24 protein-coding genes and 1 riboswitch are annotated in these 25,874 nt (G+C 31.6%); of the genes, 6 read left to right on the top strand and 18 right to left on the bottom strand.

Annotation, left to right across the window (positions count from 1 at the left end; all coding sequences use genetic code 11):
* Positions 1 to 34: 34 nt before the first annotated feature.
* The 4 genes from ypdA to HMPREF3241_RS08230 all read right to left on the bottom strand — a co-directional run bounded on the left by ypdA (position 35) and on the right by HMPREF3241_RS08230 (position 5,023).
* Positions 35 to 1,021: a bacillithiol disulfide reductase YpdA gene (ypdA, locus tag HMPREF3241_RS08215; RefSeq protein ID WP_001831121.1), complete on the bottom strand. Its 987-nt coding sequence runs from the start codon at positions 1,019 to 1,021 to the stop codon at positions 35 to 37.
* Positions 1,022 to 1,153: 132 nt separating this feature from the next.
* Positions 1,154 to 2,551, bottom strand: a complete 1,398-nt coding sequence (gene ebpS / locus HMPREF3241_RS08220) for an elastin-binding protein EbpS (protein ID WP_141763179.1) — start codon at positions 2,549 to 2,551, stop codon at positions 1,154 to 1,156.
* 143 nt (positions 2,552 to 2,694) lie between these two features.
* Positions 2,695 to 4,074 (bottom strand): RecQ family ATP-dependent DNA helicase, encoded by a 1,380-nt coding sequence (locus HMPREF3241_RS08225; protein WP_002446483.1) that lies wholly within the window; start codon positions 4,072 to 4,074, stop codon positions 2,695 to 2,697.
* Positions 4,061 to 5,023, bottom strand: a complete 963-nt coding sequence (locus HMPREF3241_RS08230; RefSeq protein WP_002495741.1) for a YpbB family protein — start codon at positions 5,021 to 5,023, stop codon at positions 4,061 to 4,063. Before HMPREF3241_RS08230 ends, HMPREF3241_RS08225 begins: the two co-directional genes overlap by 14 nt.
* Positions 5,024 to 5,131: 108 nt before the next feature.
* Here HMPREF3241_RS08230 and HMPREF3241_RS08235 point away from each other — a divergent pair, with 108 nt between their 5' ends.
* Positions 5,132 to 5,380 carry a ferredoxin gene (locus HMPREF3241_RS08235; protein WP_001831262.1) on the top strand — a complete coding sequence of 83 codons (249 nt, stop codon included), beginning with the start codon at positions 5,132 to 5,134 and terminating at the stop codon, positions 5,378 to 5,380.
* A gap of 399 nt (positions 5,381 to 5,779) precedes the next feature.
* Here HMPREF3241_RS08235 and HMPREF3241_RS08240 read toward each other — a convergent pair whose 3' ends face one another.
* The 6 genes from HMPREF3241_RS08240 to HMPREF3241_RS08265 all read right to left on the bottom strand — a co-directional run bounded on the left by HMPREF3241_RS08240 (position 5,780) and on the right by HMPREF3241_RS08265 (position 11,525).
* Positions 5,780 to 6,319 carry an ECF transporter S component gene (locus tag HMPREF3241_RS08240; protein WP_002457696.1) on the bottom strand — a complete coding sequence of 180 codons (540 nt, stop codon included), beginning with the start codon at positions 6,317 to 6,319 and terminating at the stop codon, positions 5,780 to 5,782.
* A 62-nt stretch (positions 6,320 to 6,381) separates the two neighbouring features.
* Positions 6,382 to 6,517, bottom strand: a riboswitch (FMN riboswitch).
* 408 nt (positions 6,518 to 6,925) lie between these two features.
* On the bottom strand, positions 6,926 to 8,686 hold the full coding sequence (locus HMPREF3241_RS08245; RefSeq protein WP_070853588.1) for an ATP-binding protein: 1,761 nt from the start codon (positions 8,684 to 8,686) through the stop codon (positions 6,926 to 6,928).
* A complete protein-coding gene (locus HMPREF3241_RS08250) occupies positions 8,670 to 9,395 on the bottom strand; it encodes a response regulator transcription factor (RefSeq protein ID WP_002446487.1) in 726 nt (241 codons plus the stop codon). Before HMPREF3241_RS08250 ends, HMPREF3241_RS08245 begins: the two co-directional genes overlap by 17 nt.
* A 133-nt stretch (positions 9,396 to 9,528) precedes the next feature.
* Positions 9,529 to 10,266: a pseudouridine synthase gene (locus HMPREF3241_RS08255; RefSeq protein WP_002446488.1), complete on the bottom strand. Its 738-nt coding sequence runs from the start codon at positions 10,264 to 10,266 to the stop codon at positions 9,529 to 9,531.
* Entirely contained in the window at positions 10,259 to 10,801 is a 543-nt protein-coding gene (scpB, locus tag HMPREF3241_RS08260; RefSeq protein WP_002446489.1) for an SMC-Scp complex subunit ScpB, read from the bottom strand. Before scpB ends, HMPREF3241_RS08255 begins: the two co-directional genes overlap by 8 nt.
* Entirely contained in the window at positions 10,794 to 11,525 is a 732-nt protein-coding gene (locus HMPREF3241_RS08265; RefSeq protein ID WP_002475227.1) for a segregation and condensation protein A, read from the bottom strand. Before HMPREF3241_RS08265 ends, scpB begins: the two co-directional genes overlap by 8 nt.
* 97 nt (positions 11,526 to 11,622) lie before the next feature.
* Between HMPREF3241_RS08265 and HMPREF3241_RS08270 the strand changes: the two genes are divergently transcribed.
* The gene (locus tag HMPREF3241_RS08270) at positions 11,623 to 12,147 is read left to right on the top strand and encodes a DUF309 domain-containing protein (RefSeq protein ID WP_002446491.1); all 525 of its coding nucleotides are present in this window, start codon (positions 11,623 to 11,625) and stop codon (positions 12,145 to 12,147) included.
* Between the two features lie 52 nt (positions 12,148 to 12,199).
* On the opposite strand, the gene xerD is transcribed toward HMPREF3241_RS08270, so the two are convergent.
* The 3 genes from xerD to HMPREF3241_RS08285 all read right to left on the bottom strand — a co-directional run bounded on the left by xerD (position 12,200) and on the right by HMPREF3241_RS08285 (position 14,226).
* Positions 12,200 to 13,087, bottom strand: a complete 888-nt coding sequence (gene xerD, locus HMPREF3241_RS08275; protein WP_002446492.1) for a site-specific tyrosine recombinase XerD — start codon at positions 13,085 to 13,087, stop codon at positions 12,200 to 12,202.
* A 42-nt stretch (positions 13,088 to 13,129) separates the two neighbouring features.
* Positions 13,130 to 13,579: a ferric iron uptake transcriptional regulator gene (locus tag HMPREF3241_RS08280; protein WP_002446493.1), complete on the bottom strand. Its 450-nt coding sequence runs from the start codon at positions 13,577 to 13,579 to the stop codon at positions 13,130 to 13,132.
* A 104-nt stretch (positions 13,580 to 13,683) separates the two neighbouring features.
* Complete coding sequence (locus HMPREF3241_RS08285) at positions 13,684 to 14,226, bottom strand: NUDIX hydrolase (RefSeq protein WP_002446494.1); 543 nt, start codon at positions 14,224 to 14,226, stop codon at positions 13,684 to 13,686.
* Between the two features lie 82 nt (positions 14,227 to 14,308).
* On the opposite strand from HMPREF3241_RS08285, the gene HMPREF3241_RS08290 reads away from it, so the two are divergent.
* A complete protein-coding gene (locus HMPREF3241_RS08290) occupies positions 14,309 to 15,217 on the top strand; it encodes an aldo/keto reductase (RefSeq protein ID WP_002446495.1) in 909 nt (302 codons plus the stop codon).
* Positions 15,218 to 15,429: 212 nt separating this feature from the next.
* Here HMPREF3241_RS08290 and HMPREF3241_RS08295 read toward each other — a convergent pair whose 3' ends face one another.
* Entirely contained in the window at positions 15,430 to 16,188 is a 759-nt protein-coding gene (locus HMPREF3241_RS08295) for an SDR family NAD(P)-dependent oxidoreductase (RefSeq protein ID WP_002446496.1), read from the bottom strand.
* Positions 16,189 to 16,349: 161 nt separating this feature from the next.
* Here HMPREF3241_RS08295 and proC point away from each other — a divergent pair, with 161 nt between their 5' ends.
* Positions 16,350 to 17,165 carry a pyrroline-5-carboxylate reductase gene (gene proC, locus HMPREF3241_RS08300; RefSeq protein WP_001831307.1) on the top strand — a complete coding sequence of 272 codons (816 nt, stop codon included), beginning with the start codon at positions 16,350 to 16,352 and terminating at the stop codon, positions 17,163 to 17,165.
* A gap of 49 nt (positions 17,166 to 17,214) precedes the next feature.
* On the opposite strand, the gene rnz is transcribed toward proC, so the two are convergent.
* Complete coding sequence (rnz, locus tag HMPREF3241_RS08305; RefSeq protein WP_002499778.1) at positions 17,215 to 18,135, bottom strand: ribonuclease Z; 921 nt, start codon at positions 18,133 to 18,135, stop codon at positions 17,215 to 17,217.
* A gap of 424 nt (positions 18,136 to 18,559) precedes the next feature.
* Here rnz and zwf point away from each other — a divergent pair, with 424 nt between their 5' ends.
* A complete protein-coding gene (gene zwf / locus HMPREF3241_RS08310; RefSeq protein ID WP_002446498.1) occupies positions 18,560 to 20,044 on the top strand; it encodes a glucose-6-phosphate dehydrogenase in 1,485 nt (494 codons plus the stop codon).
* A 201-nt stretch (positions 20,045 to 20,245) separates the two neighbouring features.
* Entirely contained in the window at positions 20,246 to 21,127 is an 882-nt protein-coding gene (locus tag HMPREF3241_RS08315; protein WP_002457705.1) for an AraC family transcriptional regulator, read from the top strand.
* Between the two features lie 234 nt (positions 21,128 to 21,361).
* On the opposite strand, the gene HMPREF3241_RS08320 is transcribed toward HMPREF3241_RS08315, so the two are convergent.
* The 3 genes from HMPREF3241_RS08320 to HMPREF3241_RS08330 form a co-directional block, all read right to left on the bottom strand.
* Positions 21,362 to 23,017 (bottom strand): glycoside hydrolase family 13 protein, encoded by a 1,656-nt coding sequence (locus HMPREF3241_RS08320; protein WP_070853589.1) that lies wholly within the window; start codon positions 23,015 to 23,017, stop codon positions 21,362 to 21,364.
* A gap of 170 nt (positions 23,018 to 23,187) precedes the next feature.
* Positions 23,188 to 24,594 carry an NADP-dependent phosphogluconate dehydrogenase gene (gene gndA / locus HMPREF3241_RS08325; RefSeq protein WP_002499780.1) on the bottom strand — a complete coding sequence of 469 codons (1,407 nt, stop codon included), beginning with the start codon at positions 24,592 to 24,594 and terminating at the stop codon, positions 23,188 to 23,190.
* A 79-nt stretch (positions 24,595 to 24,673) separates the two neighbouring features.
* Positions 24,674 to 25,798: a M20/M25/M40 family metallo-hydrolase gene (locus tag HMPREF3241_RS08330; protein WP_002457708.1), complete on the bottom strand. Its 1,125-nt coding sequence runs from the start codon at positions 25,796 to 25,798 to the stop codon at positions 24,674 to 24,676.
* Positions 25,799 to 25,874 lie beyond the last annotated feature (76 nt).

The raw sequence follows: 25,874 nt of genomic DNA on the forward strand, positions 1-25,874 counted from the left end.
GACATTGTTTAGTATCCCAAGCTTTTTGTAGGCTCTATGTTTCAAGTGGTGTTTGTTTTTTTGTCAAAATGCTTTGTGTAATGACACCACCATGGTATTTACCATTTTCGATAAAAATAGTATTTGCATCATTACCCGCAGCAATAACACCAGCTATATAACAATTTTCGACGTTTGTTTCAAATGTTTCTCGATTATAAACAGGAGCAGTACCATATTCATTGGTATGGATATCTATACCTATCGTTTTTAAGAAATCGTAATCTGGATGATAACCAATCATAGCAAAAACGTAGTCATTATCAATTTCTATAAGTTGACCATCTTTTTCATAAGTCACTGAATGATCGGTAATTTTGGTTACTGTCGCATTAAATTCCATCGTTATTTTTTCATGATTGACTAATGATTCGAAATTAGGTAATATCCATGGTTTAATTGCTTTAGGATACTGTTCACCACGATATAAAACAGTTACATTAGCACCAGCTTTTTCTAATTCTAACGCAGCATCAACAGCAGAGTTTTTGCCTCCAATAATAACAACATTTTGATTAAAATACGGATGTGCTTCTTTAAAGTAATGGAATACTTTAGGTAATTCTGCCCCTTCCGCTTCTAAAGTATTATGTTGACCATAATAACCCGTAGCAACAGTTAAATATTTACATTCATATACACCTTTTGTGGTTGTAATTGCAAATTTATTATTTATTTTTTTAACTGTTAAAACTTCTTCGAACGGATGTATGTTAAGTTGATGATGTTTAACGACTTCCCTATAGTATACAAGCGCTTGATTGCGTCTTGGCTTACTATCTTCAACAATAAAAGGAATATCTCCGATACTTAATTTATCACTTGATGAGAAAAAAGTCTGATGTGTTGGATAATTATAGATTGATTCAACAACATTACCTTTTTCAATTACTAATGTTTCAATACCTTTTTTCTTTTGTTCAATTGCTGCACTTAATCCACATGGACCGCCACCTATAATGATGCTTTCAATAGTTTGCATACTTATCCTCCTTTAATCACCAAATAATTATATCAGTTATTCACTATTTTAGCTAAGACCTGAATTTTGAATTAAATAAAAATATAGCCCCAATATTGGTGTTTGTCACCAATACTGGGACTATTAATCATGTTATTGAGGAATAACTAGTGTTTGACCATTATGAATATTATTACTGCTTAATCCATTCGCACGTTTAATTTTATCTACGTTAGCTTGAGTTCCTTCTCCATAATATTGTATGGCGATACGATATAAGTTTTCTTGACCGTATACTGTATGTGATTGTTGTCCTTGAGTTGTCTGTTGATTATTGCTATTTTGATTTGCATTATCTTGTTGATTTTGGTTTGTATAATTTGAGTTATTATTAGCTACATTAACGTTATTATTAGTTGAAGTAGCGTTAGGATTTGAGGAACTATTATCAGAGTCATCATTAGTGTTCTTATCAGAATCATCATTAGCTTTCTTATCAGAATCAGATTTTTTGTCTTTTTTACTATCGTGATTTTTGTCTTTGTTATCTCCGGATTGCTCACCATCTTTTTTATCTGAGTCTTTCTTACTTTGATTCGCTATTTTTTGGTCATCACTTTTACTGTCGTTGTGATTATTTAGAGCCATACCACCGAATATTGCTATTGCACCTAGAATAAGAATGGCTGCTATGAGTGGTAACAAGATTTTCATGAAACCACCTTTTTTCTTATCATCTGAGTGGTTATTGTACTGATTGTTTTGACTAGAATTTTTTTCCTCATTATGATGTTTATTTTGTTTGTTATGATGCGCAGCACCAGCCGCACCAACTCCTGCAGCTGCGCCAGCACCGACTGCTGCTTTCTTGCCTTTTTTAGATTGCTTTTTGTCATCATTTTTAACAGATTTTTCGTCATTCTCATGATTTGACTGTTTAGAATCTTGTTTATTTTTTTTATTATGATGGTGTTTGGATGTTTCTGCAACACCAGCTGCACCAGCTATTCCAGCTCCTGTAGCTACTTTTTTATCTTTGTTTGTTGAAGATTTTGATTGCGTACTTTCTGATTTATCCTTTTGTTGTTGAGCTTTAGGGCCGGGTCTATTTTGTGTTGATTTTGATTTATGTTCTGAAGACTCAGATTTTCCATTTACAATAGCTGCATCTTTTCCATCTATCATTCTACTATCTTGTGATTGTTTTTCAATTTTATTTTGCTGTTGCGAATTATCATGTTGTTGCTGTAACTGTGCTTCGTCATAACGGTCATCTAATGAACCTTCTGTAGTTTTAGCGTCACTATTTTTTTGATGCTTGTCGTCTTGATGTTTGCTTTGATTTGTAGCTGTCTCTCTGCGTCTTTTTCGTCGTTGTGCATTTCTTGGTGGAAATTGCTGATTTGAGTTATTAGATACACTGTTTTGAGAGTCTACTTCTTTATTATTTTCATTTGTTTTATCATCTTCTTTTAAATCTCTTTGATGCTCGTCTGGATTAATAGATTGACGATTCTTTTCAAAATCATCTTTAAAATTATTATTAGACACAACTATCATCCCTTCTATTTTGATTAATTACTCTATACCCAAGTTAAAATTAAATATGTAAAATAATTAAAAGTATTTAACACTGCTTAATTGGGTCTACATATTGATTATAGCTTGTTAAATTTCAGTAAGTAAAGCGATAGCTAGGTTTCGAACAAATTATATAATTTTTCATTAAAACTTAGTTTTCTTTTCACCTTTTTACGATTCAATATCTGAATAGATTCTAAGCTTGAATCTTGATCACAACATTGTTTTGGACTTTGAGGATGTTCACCAAAAAATTCCAGCAAGTATTTGCGTCTACATTGATCTAAATTTGTATACCCCATCATTCTCATATAACCTAGTCGCTTACGTTGATATGATTGATGAAATATATCTTTAAGTTGGCTAAATGTGAATTGTAAGTTTAAAGTACTTAAAATTTTTTCCTTTTCATCTGGTAAGTGGTTTCCCATCTCAAACATTGTGATATCGTCATCAGTGATCATATCAGTGAATAGTAATGTTTCTAGAATAAAACTATCATCAGGTTGAAATAAGCTAATGGCTTGACTTTGTTTACCATCTCTACCAGCACGACCAATTTCTTGTAAATAGTTAGATGGTGAAGATGATAAATGAAAATGTATGACTGTACGAATATCTTTTTTATTTATTCCCATTCCAAAAGCACTTGTTGCTACTATAACTGGTATGTCATTATTAAAAAACTGTTGTTGAACTGTTTGGCGTTCCTGATAACTTAAATCTCCATGATATATACCTGTTAGATATCCTGAATCATAAATCATTTGGGCTAGTTCTAAACATCTTTTTTTAGAAGAAACATATATAATTGTAGGCCCAGAATTAGATAAAAATGGTAACAGCCATTCAATCTTCCCCTCATCATCATTAAAATTAAAGTGCTGTAAGCTAATATTTTTTCGATTCATACTTTTTTGAACTACATTTAATTTGAGTGATAAAATGTGAGATAAATCAGTCTCTAATTGAGGTGGTGCTGTAGCTGTTAGTGCTAACACTGTTGCTGAATTAAAATGATGAATAATTTTACCAACTAAAGCATAGTGAGGTCTAAAATCATACCCCCACTCTGATAAACAGTGTGCTTCATCTAATACTATTAATCCAAAGTTGATATGAGCGATGTACTTAAAATTATGGGGTTGCAATATATATTCTGGACTTAAATAAATAAATCGACTTTTACTTAGTCGTTTAATATTGTCTCTTTTTTCTACTTCGTCCATGCCAGAATGGATACATGCAACATGTGTTTCACCTTTTAACTTCATTTGCATTACTTGATCATCCATAAGTGAAATGAGTGGTGATATAATTAATGTTGGTTTTTCTAATATATATGTTGGGAGTTGATAACATAAACTTTTACCACTACCAGTTGGTAAAATTCCAAGTGTATGCTTTCCATGAAGGACGCTATCAATAATTTCTTCTTGCCCCTCTTTAAATTCATCAAAACCAAACCATTTCTTTAAATTATCTTTCAGCAATTAAGTCACCTCTTTCTATTCCTACTATAACTAACTTAATTTGAAAGTAAGTCCAATCATTAAAATGTTCTTTATGAAATTTTAATCGTTTACCTCGATGATTTTGATAGTAGTTTATAAATTCGAGAATATCTTTTTTATTTATAAATAATGTATAGTCAATCAGATAACCCTTAATATACATTTCTAGAACATGATCTTCAATTGTGTTAAGTTTTACATTTTGTTGTTGAGCAATTTCTTTTAAATTGAGCCCAGATTTTAACTTTTGATAGCTTAAGTATGTATTTGATTGTAATGGTGAAAGAATGATAGCTTGAGAAAGTATTGGATATTTCGTTGAATCTTTTAATTGATTCAATAAGGCAATCAGTTCATTCATTTCTCGTTCAAATAGTTCTGATTGTGGTATACCCTCAATTAAACTTATTTGTTGTCTAGTATACATAGATTCCTCATATCCTTGTAAATAATAATGAAGAAATGTATGGTTGGCTTTATTATTTAAATTCTCAAATAATAAATATATTTCGTCTATAGTTTTTGATACTTGATTTGATTCAATGACCTGTTGATAAATTTGTTTGACCCTTTGTTGAACATAGGTATTTTGAACAATTGGAATAAAAGTATTTGACTCCTTGCGTTTATGAGATAACGTTTGGATAAGTAATTGTATGCAACTAAACGTTTGAGTGAGACTATCATAAGTGTATTGTGGATGTATTTTTACTTGAATTGATTTTTCAAAATCATCCTTTTGGAGTATAAATTGCTCAAAAGTTGAATACTTTAAATTAGGTAAACTATGATATAATGACAAAAGTTGTTGGCTTGACGCATCAAAAAACGTTTGGTGTGACTTCTTGCCTATTAAAATATTATAGATACTTTTATTGGTTTTGTAGTTAAATGCATGACTCATGGCGTATGATAGTATATTGTACAAATTAAACCCTCACTCTATAAAACGAATAAATTGAAATGTAATCTATCGATGTCTACAATTGTATTTACAATACTAGTGTAGCATTTTTATCAAAGGAGGCGAATAAATATGGCAAAATATACAATCGTTGATATGGATACATGTATAGCATGCGGTGCTTGCGGTGCAGCTGCTCCAGATATATATGATTACGATGATGAAGGTATTGCATACGTAATCCTCGACGATAACCAAGGTACTGCTGAAGTGCCTGAAGAGTTATATGAAGATATGGAAGATGCACTAGAAGGTTGTCCTACTGACTCAATCAAAATTGAAGACGAACCATTTGATGGTGACGCACTGAAATTTGAATAATATATGATTCTTAGAATATATAAAAATTAATCTAAATAATTTATTACTATTTATAGTATATCAATTTGTATGAGCATTAATTGTTAAGTTAACTAGCCATAAACAATAAAATAATAAGCTATTAGATGAATTGATCCCCAAATGAATTGTTTAATATGATTCATTTGGGGTTGTTTATTAGTCTTTATTGATAACATTTTATATAGCTCATTAAAATCAGTGTTCTATTTGATAAGAAGTTTAAAATCATAATATCTTAAAGCGTTACGCTCACTATTGTTAAATTGTTTATGAGTTACATTTTCTTTATATCTTTAGAAACAACATAAAGACAATGTCCATTTTTGAATATGAACATTGTCTTTATAATAGATAAATCAAAAAAGTTTAAAATGTTTTTTATTTAATGATATGTCTTAGTCTTCTAAATAACAACACAAATATAATGGAAATGATTATGCCTTTAATTAAATTAAAAGGTATGACTCCAGACACAATAACAATTTTTACGTTATTAAGCACATCACCTAAATTAAATATCATTCCATATAATGGAAGTAACACAAAATAATTTAAAATGCTCAAAACAATAGTCATAACGATTGTACCTGTAATTAATCCATAAATTAAAGAACGATTATTTCTTCTTTTTCTATAAACATAGTATGATGATAGCAAAAAGCTGACGCCTGCTAAAAAGTTAGCTACTGGTCCAACAGGATCCCCTATATTGAATAGAAAATTTAAAATATTTTTGATGAGTGCAACGATAATCCCAGCAATAGGACTTAAGAGGAATGTTGCTAATAATGTCGGAACATCACTAAAATCGAGAGTTAGATACGGTGGAATAAATGGCAATGGAAACTTGATGAAAGTTAACACAAACGCTACCGCACTTAACATACTAATTGTAATCAAACGTTTGTTTTGTTGCATATATAATTTTCTCCTTCCATTCATCTTACTTAGAAAAGGAGGAAATTTGTACAACAAAAAACCTCCATCTTCTCCCATCCAGACTATACTGTCGGCTTCAGACTTTCACTGAATCAAGACAAAGCAAAAATTAATACGTTGTCGTCGCAGGCTTAAATTACTGCCGGTTGGGAATCACACCCTACCCCGAAGATGAATATATCAATTTTATTTTAAATTTATATTACATGATTAATTTTAAAAACTCAATATTTCTGCTTACGGTTAATATAATTTTTAGACCTTAATAACAAAATGTGAAATCAATATATAACTTGGATTTAAGTTTGAACACATAAAATATTTACCAATAAATAAATAAATAAATAAATAAATAAACTTTATTGATTCTGAAATGATATCTTTAAACTTGTAGAAGTTATTCAAATATAATGATAATTAAATTTATGCTCAATTTAGTTATCGACTGATTATATACAAAATACGCCTGAGACATCACTCTGTGTCTCAGGCGTATTTCATATATTAATTTTGATGGGTAGCATTATAATTTCTCTGTTTTCAAAATAATCATTGAAACTGACAATTTATGATACTTTTCGGTTTCTAACTAATTTGCTTTGATTTAGGTAGTCTAATAATAAATGAAGTACCTTTGCCTAATTCGCTCTCAACATCAATACGTCCACCGTGTGCTTCAATAATCATTTTACAAATGAAAAGACCTAACCCAGTGCCTTGCTTACCTCTTTTTCGAGCAGCGTCTACTTTATAAAAACGGTCAAATACTTGTTTCAGATGTTCCGGCGCTATACCAGTGCCTGTATCAGTTATTGTTAAAATATTGAAATCTGAATCTTCTTCAATAGAAATCTTTATAGAATCACCAGCTTGTGTATATCTTGTTGCATTATCAATTAAATTAGTTAATACTTGGTCCATTCTATCCATATCATAGTTCCATAATTGTTCTTCATTATTAGAATCAAACGTCATTGTTAAACCTAACTCTTCACTTTGCATGCGATATTTAGACTCCATTTTATCAAGAAGATGTTGAATAGGTTGTAATTCCTTCTCAACTGATAATCCTTCAGCATCCATACGAGCTACATTTAGTAACTCATTGACTAAACGATTAAGTCGTTTAGATTCATCTAAAACGATTGCTAATGAGTCACGTATTTCATCTGGTTCGGTAACTATACCGTCTACTATGGACTCAGTGTAGCCCTGTAATAAAGAGATTGGCGTACGCAATTCATGTGATACATTTGCTATAAAATCTTTTTTCATTTGATCAAGATTTTGTTCATTTGTCATATCACGGATGACCATGACAATACCACTTCTACCATTTGTTTGAATGCTATCTATATAACTGGAGATAAATACATAGTACCTTGTATTAATTTCTAATTCTAAATACTCATTTTCTTGTGATTCAAATGTTGCTTCAATTTGCTGTTCAATAGATTCTTTTGAAAAATCATCAATGTGACGCATAATATCATCAGCCATCTTGTTCGACAATATGATTTCACGTTGATTATTAATACCTAGAACGCCTTCTACCATAGAGTTTAATAATGTATCTCTTATATTCTTAGATGAAGAAATTGCTTTGATATGCTCTTGAATTTCAACGTTCATGTTGTTAAATGCACGTGATAAATCACCTATTTCATCTTTAGTAGCGACAGTTGAAATTTGACTATAATCCCCTTCAGAAACTTTTTGTGCTTGAGTTTTTAATTGACGTAAGGGTTTTGTTATTCTATTAGATAAAAAGAATGCAAATATTGTGCTTGCTATAGTAAATATAATAGCAGTTATTAAGATAATAATTGTAATAGCATTATTTGTATCTTCGATAGATTTCAAATCTTTATATATAAAAACACCACTATAATTGCTCTGAGCACCTTTTTGAGCTTTCATTGGGTATCCTAACAAAAGATAAGATTGAGAATTACCTTTATTTTTTATTGTAATATTTTGAGTTTCATACTCACCTTCTTTAAACACTTTTTTAAATTTAGTGCTCTTTTTTATTTCATTGAACATTTGTTTTTTAGTGTCTTTATATGATGAGTCTGGTTTCTCGCTCATGTCGTTCATAATAATGAGACCACCCGGTCCATCAATGAGTGTTTGGCTATTTTGGATAGCTAATGTTTTGTTATGAGACTTCTCAACAAGTGAACTAATTCTTTTGGCATCTTCTTTAATCGCATATTCTGTTTCTTGCGTAAAGTAATATTGTATAAAAGTGATTAATGAAACACTTAATAAAATTAAAACTGTCGCTACTATTAAAATAATAGTTAACCACAGTTTTATAACAACACTATTTAGTCGGTTCATCACTAGGTTTTACCTCAAATTTATAACCGACACCCCACACAGTTTGTATCATTTGTGCAGCATCACTTGATACTCGATTTAACTTTTCTCTAAGTCTTTTGACATGAGTATCTACTGTACGCAAGTCCCCATAAAATTCGTAATGCCAAACCTCTTTAAGTAACTGTTCTCGATCAAATACTTTATTTGGAGTTTTAGCTAAATAGATGAGTAATTCATACTCTTTAGGTGTTAGATTCACTTGTTGATTATCCGCAAGGACCCGATGAGCGTCATTATCAATCACTAGATGACTAAATTCAATAATATCGCGTGCGTGCGGTTCGCTTTGCTCAGTGTTTGCAGTTTGTGTGCGTCTTAATAACGCCTTTACTCTCAATACTACTTCTCTTGGTGAGAAAGGCTTCACAATATAATCATCTGCTCCCGATTCAAATCCTTCAACACGATTTGTTTCTTCACCTTTTGCAGTAAGCATGATGATAGGTGTATCTTTATGTTCTCTAAGTTTAGAGGCAACTTCAATTCCATCCATTTCAGGAAGCATTAAATCTAAGAGGATGCACGCATAGTTGTTTTCAAGAGCAAGCTCGTAGGCTTCTTTACCATCTCTTGCTTCATGAATTTCAAAAGATTCTCTTTCTAAATATAATTTAAGTAATCTTCTAATTCTATCTTCATCATCAACGATTAAAATTTCGTTAGTCATACTTTTTACTACCTCCTACACTTGCTGTTAAATACATTTGTCATTATATCATAGGTTAACGATGTTGAGTGACTCAAAGGTTAACCTTGTGAAAAAAATATCAATCTAAATGGTAATTACATCTTTTTAGTGTTTATTTACCGTTTTCAGCCAAATGTCTTAATGTTTTTACTTCATGTGGTGTAAGAACTCTTCCTTCACCGGCGTTCAAACCTTTTAAATCTATGGGACCAAATTGAATTCTTACTAACTTATTAACTTGATGACCGAAATACTCAAACATACGTCTAACTTGTCTATTTCGCCCTTCACTAATTGTAATTTCAACTAAAGTCGTATTTTTCTCTTTATCTTGCTTTTTTATTTTAACTTGTGCTGGTTGTGTATATCCATCTTCTAATTCTATTCCTTTTTCAAGTTGCTTAATTTCCTCTCTCATTAAATAACCTTTTAATTTAGCGATGTATTTCTTTTTAATGTGATATCGAGGATGTGTCATCAAGTTGGTAAATTCTCCGTCATTAGTTAATAATAAAACTCCAGATGTGTCATAATCTAATCGTCCAACCGGATAAATACGTGATTCTAGATCATCAAAGTAATCCGTAACCACCCTACGTCCACGATCATCAGAGACACTCGTAATGACTTGAGTAGGTTTATAAAATAAAATATAAATTTTGTCTTCTTGTTCGATTTTAATACCATCAACTTCAACTAAATCTGATGGCATCACTTTGGAACCTAATTCTGTTACAGTTTGTCCATTGACTTTAACTCGTCCTTCAGTGATAAGTACTTCTGCTTTTCGACGAGATGTATACCCGCTTTTAGCGATTCTTTTTTGTAATCTTTCTTGTTCTTTACTCATTTGACTCTCCTTTTTGGTTAACTAAATTACTAAAGAATTCATCCATTTCTGCTTCATCTTCTTCTGTAGTAGGTAATGCATCTAAGTTTTCGATTCCAAACACATTTAGAAATAAATCTGTGGTTAGTAAATGATGGCTTCTAGAATGATCAACATCTTTTGCTTCTACTAATCCTCTAGCAATTAAAGTTTTTACAGCTCCATCCGAATTAATTCCTCTAATCATTTCTATATCTCCACGTGTCAGCGGTTGATTATATGCAATAATAGAGAGTGTTTCCATTGCTGCTTGGGATAATTTCATTTTAGACTTTTCTTTGACTAATTGTTCTATGTATGTAGAAGTTTCTTTTTTTGTTGTAAGTACATAAGTTGACCCATATCTTTGAATTGTTAAGCCATGTGAATGATATCTACTAACTAAATCTTCTAATTGATTGAGGTTGATGTCTAATATGTCAATAATTTGTTTTTGCTCTAATCCTTCATCGCCGGAGGTATATAGTAATGCCTCAAGTATTGCAATATTATCCAATGCTATAGTTCACTCCTCTTATTATGTCAATATCATCAAATTGTTTTGTTTGTTTGATATTAACTATTCCTGATTTTGACATTTCTAAAATTGCCAAAAAATGAGTAACAACTTGTTCGACCGGTTCATGAAATGTAAATAAACTGAAAAAGTTAAACGATTCATGTTGTTTTAATCGTTCGGTAACCTGGGCTGTCGCTTGTTGAATCGTAAATGTTTCTTTTTTAATTTCTACAGATTTAGGAGTGTTAAGTTCAACCCGATTTTTAACTCTTTGATAAGCTACAATCAATTCAGTTAAATCAATCGTTTGATTAGGATCCCACGATTCATTTGTCTCTAAATGAGTAAGGTCCGTCGGATGTTTAGTAAAATAAAGATCGCGTTCTTCTTTCATAGTATTTAATATTTCAGTATATTCTTTATAGTTTTGATACTCAATAAGTCTTCCTACTAAGTCCTCACGAGGATCCTCTTCTATATCTTCTTCGATGCTCGATTGAGGCAATAGTAATTTACTTTTAATCATTAATAATTCTGATGCCATTACTAAATATTCACTAGCAACATTAATTTCTAGCTGATTCATCGCATGAACATATTGCATGTACTGTTCAGTTAAGGCTTTCATAGGGATATCATAAATATCAATTTCATATTTTTGAATTAGATGCAATAATAAGTCTAATGGACCATTAAATGCATCGAGTTTTACTTCATACATTACATCTACCTCTATATCAAATTGCGTCGTTAATGCATATTTCACTAAATTATTATAGCATGAATACATATAACTTTTAAATTATGGGTGAAATCTAATGGAACAATCATTAATGGATTATTATTATCAGTTTCATAAGCATCAACATTACTTTCTATGTCATGATATTTTAGAAGATGCTTGGAAATCACAAAATACTTTTTCAAAACATGATGCAGTGGTAAGTCTGATTTTGTTTGCAACAGCTAATTATCACTATCGACGTGGGAATTTAAAAGGCGCATTAAAATCTTTTGAAAAAGCGTTATTAACTATTAACCACGCTAAAGATGCGACTCAATTACACCTTAATATCAATGAATTTAAAGAACTTATTATGAAAAGGATTGAAGCAGTTAAATTACAAAAACACTTTACTCCGTTACAATTACCTATTGAGCCAGAGTTTCGGACACTTATTAAACGTAAATATCCGGATTATTTATTTACTTCTCAAATAATTAAGGAACCTTATATTGTTGATCATCATATTAAACGTGACAGAACAGAAGTGATAAAAAATAGAGAACGTGCTTTATTCCATAGACAGTATCGAAATAAAAGTAATAAAAAAGACCAGTAAATTTATGGTTGGCTATTAAACATAAATTTACTGGTTACAAATTCCTATATTACTAAGCTCTTGGATGAAACTGCGTATACATTTTTCTGATTTGTGATTTGGATACATGTGTATAAAGTTGGGTTGTAGAAATGTCAGAGTGACCTAGCATTTCTTGTACCGCTCTTAAATCTGCACCATTTTCTAAGAGATGTGTTGCAAAAGAATGCCGTAATGTATGTGGTGTAAGCGTCTTATTGATATTAGCTTTCAAACCATATTGTTTAATGATTTTCCAAATGCCTTGTCTTGATAAAGATTTTCCGTGCATGTTAAGGAATAGCGCTTGGGTTGTGGTTTGTTTGAGTAATTGAGGTCTTACGGTTTCGATATACGTAGTTAAATATTCGATGACGGTATCTCCTAAGGGGACAATTCTTTCCTTATTCCCTTTCCCGAACACTCGTACAAATCCCATCATTAAGTTTACGTCTTCAACATCCAATTGAATAATTTCAGTTACACGCATACCTGTGGCGTATAAAAGTTCCAACATCGTACGATCACGATATCCATTATTCTTGGCTAAATCAGGCGTTTCCAGTAATGCTATTACTTCGTCTATTTCAAGCACATCTGGCAGTTTCTTTTCATATTTGGGCGTTTCTATTAAAACAGTTGGGTCTTTGGCAGCATATTTTTCGCGTAATGCAAACTGATGAAAGCTTCTAATTGTAGAAATAAACCTTGCGAGAGATTTTGAAGATTGCCCCATATCTATAAGGTGGCCAAGACACTCTTGGATAATTTGTCTATCAATAAAATCGATATGTGAAATCTTGTTATCTTCAAGATAATCTTTATATTTTTTTAAATCTCTTCGATACGCCCCTATAGTATTGTTACTTAATCCTTTTTCAATTTGAATAAAATTTAAATATTCGTCAATGATATTATTCATGTTAGCACCCCTATTGAAGCGGTAACTTGTCTGTTGGCTAAGTTATTGCTTATTTTTGGCTTGGCATTCAGAACATACACCGTGAAACGTTAAACGGTGATCTAAAATCTTAAAATTAAACTCATTTTCAACACGATTTTCAACCTCAGGTAATAAGTCTTCTTCAATTTCTTCGACTTTACCACATTCCATACAAACAAGATGATGATGGAAATGCGTGGCACCTTCTTTTCTTAAATCAAAACGAGCTACACCATCACCAAAATTTATTTTATCTAGCACTTTTATTTCAGCTAGCAATTCTAAAGTTCTATAAACGGTTGCTAACCCTATTTCTGGAGCCTTATCTTTGACTTTTAAGTACACATCTTCTGCGCTAAGATGATCTTTCTCATTTTCAATTAATACTCTAACAGTTGCCTCTCTTTGTGGAGTCAATTTATATGATGATTGTTGTAATTGCTGCTTCACGCGATTTAATCGTTCTTCCACGGAAGCCTCACTCCTCTACTAAGAATTATAATCATTTTAATTTAATCCATGGTTCATTTAATAAAATACCAATATTGTCGGTAAAAAGCAAGAAGATTTACTTGTTATTTAGAATGATTATAATTTAATAATAGATGTTGCAACGCAATGATTGTTTTGGCATCCTCAATTTTATTATCTTTTAGCAATGAATCTATTTGATTTAAAGGTACTTTTTGAAGCTCGACAAATTCATCAGCATCTAAATTGGTTTCTCCAATCGTTAATTGGTCTGTAAAGTATATAGAAAGTTTTTCACTTGAAAATCCAGGAGACCCGTACATATTAGTGACAAATTGCAAATCTGAAGCAATATATCCTGTTTCTTCTTGTAGTTCTCTAATAGCCGCTTCTTTACGATCTTCACCCTGTTCTAATTTACCTGCAGGAATTTCCAAAAGTGGTTGATCTGCAGCCTTACGAAATTGTTTAACTAATAAAACTTCATTTTCAGGTGTTATTGCACACACTGCTACCGCACCATGATGAAACACAAGTTCACGTTTAGATGTACTGCCATCGGGTAATTCAACATCATGTACTTCTAAATCAATAATACTACCATTGTAAATAACCGTTCTATCGATTGTTTTTTCGTTTAATCTCATATTTAAACACGTTCCTTTTAATTGTTTTTATAAATTGATAAACTGAATTCGTCAGTTAAAGTGTATCGAAAGGAGACTGGACATGCAAAAAAATATTCTAAAAAGTGGCATCGAAATTTCTGAACTTGGGTTAGGTTGCATGAGTTTAGGCACAGATTATAAAAAAGCCCAACCTATTATTGAAAGTGCAATTGATCATGGTATTACGTATTTTGATACTGCAGATATTTACGATCAAGGAGTTAATGAAGAAATTGTTGGTAAAGCATTAAAAAAATATCAAAATCGTGATGACATCGTTATCGGAACTAAAGTTGGAAATCGATTAACTGACGATGGACATATGACGTGGGATCCTTCGAAAAAACATATTAAAGAAAGTGTTAAAGGATCTTTGAAACGATTAGGATTAAACCATTTAGACTTATATCAATTACATGGCGGAACAATAGACGATCCTCTGGACGAAACTATTAGTGCATTTGATGAATTAAAGCAAGAAGGATATATTCGTGCATATGGAATTTCATCTATACGCCCTAACGTGATAGACTATTATCTTAAAAATAGTCAAATTGAAACACTTATGTCCCAGTTTAATTTAATAGATAATCGTCCTGAAAGTCTTATTAATGATGTTCATGATAAGCAAGTTAAAATTCTAGCACGTGGCCCTGTATTTAAAGGTTTATTAACTTCAAAAAGTGTTGATGTTATAGATGAAAAATTTGAAAACGGTGTGTTAGATTACACTCAAGACGAATTGGGTAGCACGATTGCTTCTATTAAAGAATTGGAAAGTAATTTAACCGCGTTATCATTTAAATATTTAACTTCTCATGATGCTATGGGGTCAATTATTGTAGGAGCTAGTAACGTTGAACAACTTGAAGAGAATGTCCGCAATTATTATAAAGAAATCAGTTTAGATCAAATCAAATCCGCACGTAATAGAGTAAAAGATATTGAATATACACAACATTTGAAATAAAAGGATATTAACCAACTTGTTAAATACCTAAATGACTATACTTAAATAAAGAGACCCAACAGATAAAACGGTTAAATGACGTCTGTAGGATCTCTTTATTTTAAGGCAATACTAATACCAAAAATCATATTGACCACGTTGATAAAATCCGAAGATGAGGTTTTGAAAGATCATTTGTAAAAATGTCCATTCAGTCAATGTTGTTTTTTACCTTAAACTTTATTTTTAAATAGTTTTGGACAAAATTTTTCTAGTGTACGTGGACATAATTGATAAAATTTAAGCATTATTTGCATCCATGATGGTTGATTAATTTCAATTTTATTTAGTATTATTCCTTCCACTATTCGCTTGGCAAGTTGTTGTGGTTGCATCATCATGTGTCTATAATTTTTAAAATACTTAAGAGTAGGATCTGCGTTTTTATGGAATGGTGTATCTATTGGACCGAGCTGTGCATTGAGTACTTTTAATTCCGGTTGTTCTAATCTCAATGCATTAAGCACGGCGCTAAACCCTGCTTTCGATGCACCGTAATGGGCCGTATTAGCCTGAGAAACTAAAGCAGCTTGACTAGATATACCAACGATATATGCTGCTTTTACTAATTGGGGTTGAATCACTTTGTATAACAAATTAAAATTTGTAAGATTAACCTCGTAAGTTTCTAATATTTCACGAGTTGAATGTTCATTTATAGACTTAAAATATCCGACACCTGAACTATAGATGAAACCATTTATAGGTGTGGTTAAAAACGCTTGTAATGATTCAATATCTTTTCGTTGCATTAAATCACATTTAATCACATTGATATGTTCAGGTTTAAAATAGTTTTCTTTGATTCGATTGAACTTATCGATATTTCTTGCAAGTATAGTAACATGGGCGCCTCTTTGAAGTAATTCATTGGTTATTGCATACCCTAACCCACTCGTTGCTCCAGTTATAATAAAGTGTTTACCTATCACGTCGCTCCTCCTTTATGTATATTTTAATAACAAGTTTAATAAAGTGTGATAGCATTCAATTTTATTTGTGTGTAATATTACTTAACTATGATATATGATACTATATATGCATAACTTTAAGTCAATGAATAGTATTCAAAATTGAAGGAGTTGAGATGAATATGAAACTTGTATTTTATGGCGCTGGTAATATGGCGCAGGCAATTTTTACTGGAATTATTAATTCCAACAATTTAAATGCAAATGATATTTATTTAACTAATAAATCCAATGAACAAGCATTAAAAAGCTTTGCAGAAAAATTAGGGGTTAATTATAGTTATGATGATGAAGCATTACTCAAAGATGCCGATTATGTATTTTTAGGTACAAAGCCCCATGATTTTGAAAATTTAGCTAATCGTATTAGAGAACACATTACGAATGATAATAGGTTTATTTCTATAATGGCAGGTTTATCTATTGATTATATTCGTCAGCAACTTAATACCAATAATCCACTAGCTCGTATTATGCCAAATACAAATGCTCAAGTTGGACATTCGGTTACTGGAATAAGTTTTTCAAATAATTTTGATCCTAAATCTAAAAATGAAGTGGATGAATTAATCAATGCATTTGGATCAGTTATAGAAGTCTCCGAAGAACATCTACATCAAGTTACTGCAATTACAGGAAGTGGGCCGGCATTTTTATATCATGTATTTGAACAATATGTAAAAGCAGGTACTGAATTAGGTTTAGAACGAAATCAAGTCGAAGAATCTATACGCAATTTAATTATTGGAACAAGTAAAATGATTGAGCGTTCAGATTTAAGTATGTCTCAATTAAGAAAAAATATTACATCTAAAGGTGGTACTACACAAGCTGGACTTGATGCACTATCTCAATATGATATTGTGTCGATGTTTGAAGATTGTTTAGGTGCAGCTGTGAATAGAAGTATGGAATTATCACATAAAGAAGATGAATAAATAAAAACGCTTTTCTCCTAAGATAGTATTCTGAGAGAAAAGCGTTTTATTATATTTTGAAGGTATCGAAATCTTTAACGAAATAAAAATGTGGAGAAGTTTGATCAAGGGATAACTCATTGTATATTGATGTAACTTCATCAATGTTATATCTGTTACTGATATGAGTGATAAGACTTTTATTTACATTGGCTTGCTTAATTAGATTAAATACATCGTCTATATGACTATGATGGTAATTATTAGCAAGTTTCTTATCTCCTTCAATGTAAGTTGCTTCATGAATCATTAAATCAGAGTTGTTTGCTAATTTATATTCATTTTCACACGGTTTTGTATCACCAAATATACTGATAATTGGACCAGATTTAGCTTTACCTTTAAAATCATCTGAATTGTAAATTAATCCTTTATATTCGAACGTTTCTTGTAATTTAACTTCCTGATATTTTGGACCAGGTTCTAGTCCAATATCTCTCAAGGCATCTACATTGATTGTACCAGGCGTGATTGGGGCTTCAATACGATATCCGAATGAAGGAATGCCATGGTTAAGCATTTCAGCTTGTACAGTAAAACCATTGTGGTGATACGCTAATTGTTGATTGATTTCGATATAGGTAATCGAATAATTTAAATGCGATTCAGAAAGTTGTAAAGATGTTTCGATGTAATTTTGAATCCCTTTAGGCCCTATAATAGTAAGGGGTTTATTTTCTCCACCTTGAAACGAACGACTTGTTAGTAGTCCAGGGAGACCAAAAATATGATCACCATGCATATGTGTTATAAAAATATGATCTATCTTCCCTAACTTAATAGAATGTCTTAAAATTTGATGTTGTGTTCCCTCGCCCACATCAAATAACCATATCGAATTTGAATATGGTTCTAGATTTAAAGCAATGGATTGTGTATTTCTCTCTTTCGTCGGTAACCCAGCACTTGTACCGAAAAATGTAACTTCCATGCTTCATCCTCCTCTTCTTAACTCATTTTATCATACGTAAGAATAATTTCTATATCAAGAAATAAAATATAATTATAAACTATTATCGCATAATCATTTTTGATATTATTTTATTAAGCGCAAACTTGTGTCTCATATTTGTTAAAGTTGATTTTTTGAGTCATAAAGCATTTTTCAATTTATTTTACTTAACTTTAAGCAAATATAATGACCTTAAGTTGTGATTATCATATAATAAATTAATCTAGTATGTTTTGATATGAATTAAAATTACATTCCTATCAAATGAAATCCATAAGCATATTTAACTATGTGATTGATTTACTTTTAATACTACGCAATAAAAGTATCGTAACTAAAATTATGTTTAATCATAAAGTATATCATCTTTTATTATATTTATTTAAGAATTGAGGTTTTAATCTTGAGTACTAAACAAAAACACATTCCTTGTTTGATTACAATATTCGGTGCCACAGGAGATTTGAGTCATAGAAAGCTATTTCCTTCTATATTTCATTTATATCAACAAGATAATTTAGATGAACATATTGCTATTATTGGTATAGGACGTCGCGACTATAATAACGAACAATTTCGCGACCAAGTTAAAGCGTCAATTCAAACTTATGTTAAAGATACAGATAGAATTGATGAGTTTATGACGCATGTTTTTTATCATAAAACTGACGTGAGTGATAAAGATAGTTATCAGTCATTACTTCAATTTAGTGAGCGACTAGATTCAGAATTTGCTTTAGGTGGAAATCGTCTGTTTTACTTAGCGATGGCACCACAATTTTTTGGAGTGATTTCAGATTACCTTAAATCTTCTGGTCTTACTCAAACTAAGGGCTTTAAACGCTTAGTTATAGAGAAACCATTTGGCAGTGATCTTAAATCTGCTGAATCATTAAATAATCAAATAAGACGTTCGTTTAAAGAAGAAGAAATATATCGGATAGATCACTATCTTGGCAAAGATATGGTGCAAAATATAGAAGTATTACGATTCGCAAACGCAATGTTTGAACCTTTATGGAATAATAAATACATTTCAAATATTCAAGTTACATCATCAGAAGTATTAGGTGTCGAAGATCGTGGTGGGTATTATGAATCTAGTGGTGCACTTAAAGACATGGTACAAAATCACATGCTACAGATGGTTGCTTTACTTGCAATGGAAGCACCGATAAGTTTGAACAGTGAAGATATACGTGCAGAAAAAGTCAAAGTACTTAAATCTCTTAGACAATTAAAACCAGAAGAAGTTAAAAAGAATTTCGTGCGTGGTCAATATGATCAAGGCACTATAGATGGTAAACAGGTTAAGTCATATCGAGAAGAAGATCGTGTAGCAAAGGATTCGGTTACACCTACATTTGTATCGGGTAAATTAACAATTGACAACTTTAGATGGGCTGGAGTTCCTTTCTATATTAGAACAGGTAAACGCATGAAATCAAAAACGATACAAGTCGTAGTAGAATTTAAAGAAGTACCTATGAATTTATATTATGAAACTGACAATTTACTAGATTCCAATTTGCTAGTCATTAATATTCAACCAAATGAAGGAATTTCATTGCATTTAAATGCTAAAAAGAACATTCAAGGAATTGATACTGAGCCCGTGCAATTATCATACGCAATGAGTGCCCAAGATAAAATGAATACTGTAGATGCATATGAAAACTTATTGTTTGATTGTCTTAAAGGTGATGCGACTAATTTTACACATTGGGAAGAATTAAAATCTACTTGGAAATTTGTAGATGCAATCCAAGATCAATGGACAATGGTTGAACCATGTTTCCCTAACTATGAAGCGGGTACAAATGGCCCTCTTGAAAGTGATCTTTTATTAAGTCGCGATGGGAATCATTGGTGGGATGATATCCACTAATATGAATTTTATATAAATATAGATTAGTGTGAATGATGATATCTTAATTTACGCAACGTTCAAAAGAACTTGTAGTGATTTAGGACTATAATCATTCACATTTTTATATCTTTGCAAAAAATTAATCTAGCTTTAAGATGTATAATATTTAAAAATAATGTACAATAAAGATTATGATTGAATTTAATTGGAGTGAAAGTTTTGGACGTTATCAAGCAAATACAACAAGCAATTGTATATATTGAGGATCGTTTGTTAGAGCCTTTTAATTTGCAAGAATTAAGTGATTACGTTGGTCTTTCGCCGTATCATTTGGATCAATCTTTTAAGATGATTGTTGGTCAGTCACCAGAGGAATACGCACGTGCACGTAAAATGACAATAGCAGCAAACGATGTAGTTAATGGAGCTAGTCGATTAATGGATGTTGCTAAGAAATATCGTTATGCGAATTCAAATGATTTCGCAAATGATTTTAGTGATTTTCATGGTATCTCACCTATTCAAGCTACAACAAAAAAAGATGAACTAAAAATACAGAAACGATTGTATATAAAATTATCAACGACTGAAAATGCACCCTATACATACAGGCTTCAAGAGACTGATGATATATCTTTAGTTGGCTATTCAAGATTTATTCCTACTAAGCAATTATCAAATCCATTTAATATCCCAGACTTTTTAGAGGATTTATTAGTAGATGGTTATATTAAAGAACTTAAACGTTATAATGATACGAGCCCGTATGAATTATTTGTAGTCAGTTGTCCTCTGGAACAAGGTTTAGAAATATTTGTTGGTGTTCCGAGTGAACGTTACCCTTCACACCTTGAAAGCAGATTTTTACCTGGTCGCCATTATGCATTGTTTAATTTACAAGGTGAAATTGATTATGCTACAAACGAGGCTTGGTATTATATTGAATCTAGCTTACAACTAACTTTACCCTATGAGCGAAATAGTTTATATGTTGAGATTTATCCACTTGATATTTCATTTAATGACCCGTTCACTAAGATTCAACTATGGTTACCTATTAAACAAGAAATCTATGATTTAGATGAGGATTATCAAAATTAAAATGTGACATAGAGTTATGAGGTTATCAGTATTATATGAATTGTGTTTTGAATTCCAACTCGATAGATTTGTTGAATTTTAGAATGAAATTCTTCGAGTTGTGTTCAACTAAATTTAGTCGGGACAAACTTAATATAAATGAGTTATGGACTACCAATGTATAGTGAACACGCCAGTGAGGTAATTAACGTCACTGGCGTGTTCATTATTAATTTCTGAATTATCGTCACGGTATTATATTTCAACGACGAATGCTTCATAAGGTTTAATATGGTCTAAATTTATATCATTTAAGTGATAATTATGCAATTTTATATCTACAGATGAAATATCTAATTCAAAAGGTAGGTTTAGTTCTGATACTTCATTTGTTAGATTGGCTACAATTAATACTGTATTGTTTTTAAATGAGCGTGTATAAGCAAAAATCTGCTCATTTTCTGCATCGACCATACTAAACTTACCGTAAGTGTAAATCAAATCAGATTTTTTAAGTTGAATTAACGCTTTATAATAAGAGAGTATCGAAAACTTATCATTTAGTTGTTGTTTAACATTAATTTCTGTATAGTTAGGGTTTACATGAAACCATGGCTTACCAGTAGTGAATCCACCATTGATTGAATTATTCCATTGCATTGGAGTCCTTGCATTGTCTCGGTTTTCCATTTTATATTTATCTAGTAATTGATTGACATCTCCACCTTCTTTTTTGACTATTTGATATTCAGTTTTAACTGCGATATCGTTGAAACTTTCAATGCTTTCAAATGGATAATTAGTCATACCTATTTCTTGACCTTGGTAAATAAAAGGTGTGCCCTGTTGTAAAAAGTAGGCAGTAGCGTGACTAGTTGCTGATTCATACCAATAATTTTTATCATCACCCCAGGTTGAAACACGGCGTGGTTGATCATGGTTTTCGATAAATAAAGCATTCCAACCTACATTTTCTAGTTGCTTTTGCCAACGATTTAAGACTTGTTTATAGGCTTTAACATCGAATTTCGTATCGCCAGTACTCCATAAACCGAGATGTTCAAACTGGAATATCATATTAAATTTCCCTTTTTCTTCTCCTACCCATTCTTCAGCATCATTAGGAGTGACACCATTAGCCTCGCCTACAGTCATAATGTCATATCGACTTAACGATTTATCTTTCATTTCTTGGAGCCATTCTTGTATTCCTGGCTGATTCATATCTACATCAAATGCTGGAGCAAATTTTTTGCCATCAGGTATAGGTAAATCTCCTGCTTCAAAATTCTTTTTAATATGAGTAATGGCGTCAACTCTAAATCCATCAATACCTTTTTCAAACCACCAATTCATCATATCAAACACAGCTTGTCTTACATCTGGATTTTCCCAATTTAAATCTGGCTGCTTTTTGCTAAATAAATGGAAATAGTATTGCTTAGTCGATTCGTCAAACTCCCAAGTTGAACCATTAAAGATACTTTCCCAGTTATTAGGTTCAGATCCATCAGGTTTAGGATCCGCCCAAATATACCAATCTCTTTTTGCACTTGCTTTACTAGATTTTGATTCAATAAACCATGGGTGTTCATCTGATGTGTGATTCACCACTAAGTCTAATATTAATTTCATTCCTCTTTGATGTATGCTTGATAACAATTGATCAAAATCGTCCATTGTACCAAATTCACTCATAATGCCTTTGTAGTCACTAATATCATATCCATTGTCATCGTTTGGTGATGGATACATTGGGCTTAACCAAATGACATCTATTCCTAAATTTTCTAGATAATCTAATTTTTCAATTAATCCAGGCAAATCACCTATTCCATCTCCATTACTATCATTAAAACTACGTGGATATACTTGATATGCAACAGCTTCTTTCCACCAATTTCTTTTCATAAAATCATCTCCTCTATTATTAAAAAAACTAAAATATTAAAATAAACAAAATTAATAAGTTAAAATAAAAGGACTCATTAATTTTGATAAAAATTATGCTAAGAGAAAACGTTTACATTAAAATTTCAATAAAATCCCACCCAATTTAGAGTGAGATTTTTTAATTTTAATTATTCTTCTACCCATTGTGTATGGAAAATACCTTCACGGTCTTTACGTTCATAAGTATGTGCGCCAAAGTAATCACGTTGTGCTTGAATTAAATTTGCAGGTAAATCCTCTGAACGATAACTATCATAGTAATTTATACTTGCTGAAAAACCAGGTGTTGGCACGCCATTGTATACACTAGTAGCTACTACTTCACGTAGTGCATCTTGATATTCCATAACAATGTTTTTGAAGTAAGGGTCTAATAATAAGTTTTGTAGGTTTTCATTATTATCGTAGGCATCTTTTATTTTTTGTAGGAATTGTGCACGAATAATACAACCTTCACGCCAAATCATTGCTAATTCGCCTAATTTCAAATTCCACTCATTATCTTCACTGGCTTTTCTCATTTGAGCAAAACCTTGAGCATATGAGCATATTTTACTCATATAAAGTGCCTTACGTATTTTTTCTAAGAATGCTTTTTTATCGCCTTCAAAATGTGCTTTAGGTCCTTTTAAAGATTTAGATGCAGTAACACGTTCTTCTTTAATTGATGAGATGAATCTCGCAAATACAGATTCTGTAACGATTGTTAACGGAACACCTAATTCTAGTGCGTTAATTGAAGTCCATTTACCTGTGCCTTTTTGACCTGCAGTATCTAATATTTTTTCTACAAGTGCTTCATTGTCATCATCTAATTTATTGAAAATATCACCTGTAATCTCTATTAAATAACTTTCAAGTTCTCCAGCATTCCATTCTTTAAAAGTTTGAGAAATTTCTTTATGTGACATGCCTAATAAATCTTTCATCATTGCATAACTTTCAGCAATTAATTGCATATCAGCATATTCGATACCATTGTGTACCATCTTAACATAATGTCCTGCACCATTAGGGCCAATGTAAGTCACACATGAAGCACCATCTTGTGCTTTAGCAGCAATTGCGTCCAATATATCGCTGACTTTATTATAAGCATCTTTTTGACCACCTGGCATTAAAGAAGGTCCCGTGAGTGCGCCGATTTCTCCACCAGAAACCCCCATACCAATAAAGTTAATGCTACTTTCAGCTAAAGCTTTATTTCGACGAATCGTATCTTGGTAATTAGTATTACCACCATCAATTAAAATATCATCATCGTCTAATAAAGGTAATAAACCATCTATAGTGGCATCTGTTGCAGGTCCAGCTTTTACCATTAATAAAATCTTACGAGGTTTCTCTAAAGATTTTACAAATTCTTCTAAAGAGTATGTTGGGTAAATTTCTTTTCCAGGTGATTCTTTAACCATTTCATCAGTTTTTTGTCTTGATCGGTTATAAACAGAAACACTATAACCACGTGATTCAATATTCCAAGCTAGGTTTTTCCCCATTACTGCTAAACCCACTACTCCAATTTGTTGTGTCATATTACTTACCTCTCTTGTTCAAAAATTTTCAATAATATTGTAACATAAATCGCTAATTAACAATCATGATATGCATGTTTTATTCAGCTACTAACTCAATAATTTTTATTATTTGTCTTGTGAGCATATACATATCTTTTATTGCTATTCTTTCTGAAGTAGTATGTATGTTTTCATATCCTACTCCTAAAATTACGGAAGGAATACCGTATTGATTCATGATGTTGCCATCTGAACCACCACCAGCAATACAGGTATCCCCTTTTAGCCCGAGGGCTAATGCACTAGATATAGCATATTGTGTTACTTTGTCAGTTTCATTAACTTCAAATCCAGGATAACTTTTTTCAACTAACACTTCAGCTTGACCACCTAATTCATTTGCTGTTGTTTCGAAAGTCTCTTTCATATGTTTCACTTGTTTATTAATGCTTTGATCATCATGTGACCGTGCTTCTGCCTCTAAAGTGACTTCATCAGCTATAATATTAGTTGCAGAGCCACCGTGAAATTTACCGATATTGGCTGTTGTTAATGCATCTACTTGTCCCAATTTCATTCGACTGATTGCTTTTGATGCAATATTTATTGCGCTAATACCTTTTTTAGGTGTGCTTGCATGGGCTGTTTTCCCTTTTATAGTTGTATAAATCTTTACTTGAGTTGGAGCACCGATAACAGTAGTTCCAACATCTTTACTTGCATCTACAGCATAGCCGAAATCTGCATCTAGAAGTCGAGTATCTATTGCTTTAGCACCTACTAATCCAGATTCTTCTCCCACGGTTATAATTATTTGAATCTGTCCATGTGGCAAATTTGATTCCTTAATTTGTTTAATCGCTTCAATTATTGCCGCAAGACCAGCTTTATCGTCCGCGCCAAGTATCGTAGTTCCATCGCTATAAACGTATCCATCTTCTTTTACTACAGGTTGGATGTTTTTTCCTGGAACTACAGTATCCATGTGACTTGTAAAATAAATTTTCGGCACATTCTGATGACTTATATTACTTTTTAGCGTGCAAATAAGATTGTTAGCACCTAATCCATCATTTTTTGAAGCTTCATCTTCAATAACATTGAGCCCCATTTTTTTAAACGTATCTTTAAGATAAGGTTGAATTGTTTCTTCGTGTCCTGTTTCCGAATTAATTTGCACTAATTCTAGAAAACAATCTAATAAACGCTTTTGATTAATCATTTTTGGTCCCCCCTTTTTACTTGTATAAATATATTTTAACTGACATTATGAATTGTCAAAACTAATTTAACTCTTC

Source organism: Staphylococcus sp. HMSC34G04 (assembly GCF_001838765.1).
In the GTDB taxonomy this organism is placed as follows: domain Bacteria; phylum Bacillota; class Bacilli; order Staphylococcales; family Staphylococcaceae; genus Staphylococcus; species Staphylococcus epidermidis.

Bases quoted from the DNA above. Each gene is read 5' to 3' on its own strand.
- ypdA (WP_001831121.1), bottom strand. From the start codon at position 1,021: ATGCAAACTATTGAAAGCATCATTATAGGTGGCGGTCCATGTGGATTA.
- HMPREF3241_RS08235 (WP_001831262.1), top strand. From the start codon at position 5,132: ATGGCAAAATATACAATCGTTGATATGGATACATGTATAGCATGCGGT.
- HMPREF3241_RS08240 (WP_002457696.1), bottom strand. From the start codon at position 6,319: ATGCAACAAAACAAACGTTTGATTACAATTAGTATGTTAAGTGCGGTA.
- HMPREF3241_RS08245 (WP_070853588.1), bottom strand. From the start codon at position 8,686: ATGAACCGACTAAATAGTGTTGTTATAAAACTGTGGTTAACTATTATT.
- HMPREF3241_RS08250 (WP_002446487.1), bottom strand. From the start codon at position 9,395: ATGACTAACGAAATTTTAATCGTTGATGATGAAGATAGAATTAGAAGA.
- HMPREF3241_RS08255 (WP_002446488.1), bottom strand. From the start codon at position 10,266: ATGAGTAAAGAACAAGAAAGATTACAAAAAAGAATCGCTAAAAGCGGG.
- HMPREF3241_RS08265 (WP_002475227.1), bottom strand. From the start codon at position 11,525: ATGTATGAAGTAAAACTCGATGCATTTAATGGTCCATTAGACTTATTA.
- HMPREF3241_RS08270 (WP_002446491.1), top strand. From the start codon at position 11,623: ATGGAACAATCATTAATGGATTATTATTATCAGTTTCATAAGCATCAA.
- xerD (WP_002446492.1), bottom strand. From the start codon at position 13,087: ATGAATAATATCATTGACGAATATTTAAATTTTATTCAAATTGAAAAA.
- HMPREF3241_RS08285 (WP_002446494.1), bottom strand. From the start codon at position 14,226: ATGAGATTAAACGAAAAAACAATCGATAGAACGGTTATTTACAATGGT.
- HMPREF3241_RS08290 (WP_002446495.1), top strand. From the start codon at position 14,309: ATGCAAAAAAATATTCTAAAAAGTGGCATCGAAATTTCTGAACTTGGG.
- proC (WP_001831307.1), top strand. From the start codon at position 16,350: ATGAAACTTGTATTTTATGGCGCTGGTAATATGGCGCAGGCAATTTTT.
- rnz (WP_002499778.1), bottom strand. From the start codon at position 18,135: ATGGAAGTTACATTTTTCGGTACAAGTGCTGGGTTACCGACGAAAGAG.
- HMPREF3241_RS08320 (WP_070853589.1), bottom strand. From the start codon at position 23,017: ATGAAAAGAAATTGGTGGAAAGAAGCTGTTGCATATCAAGTATATCCA.
- gndA (WP_002499780.1), bottom strand. From the start codon at position 24,594: ATGACACAACAAATTGGAGTAGTGGGTTTAGCAGTAATGGGGAAAAAC.
- HMPREF3241_RS08330 (WP_002457708.1), bottom strand. From the start codon at position 25,798: ATGATTAATCAAAAGCGTTTATTAGATTGTTTTCTAGAATTAGTGCAA.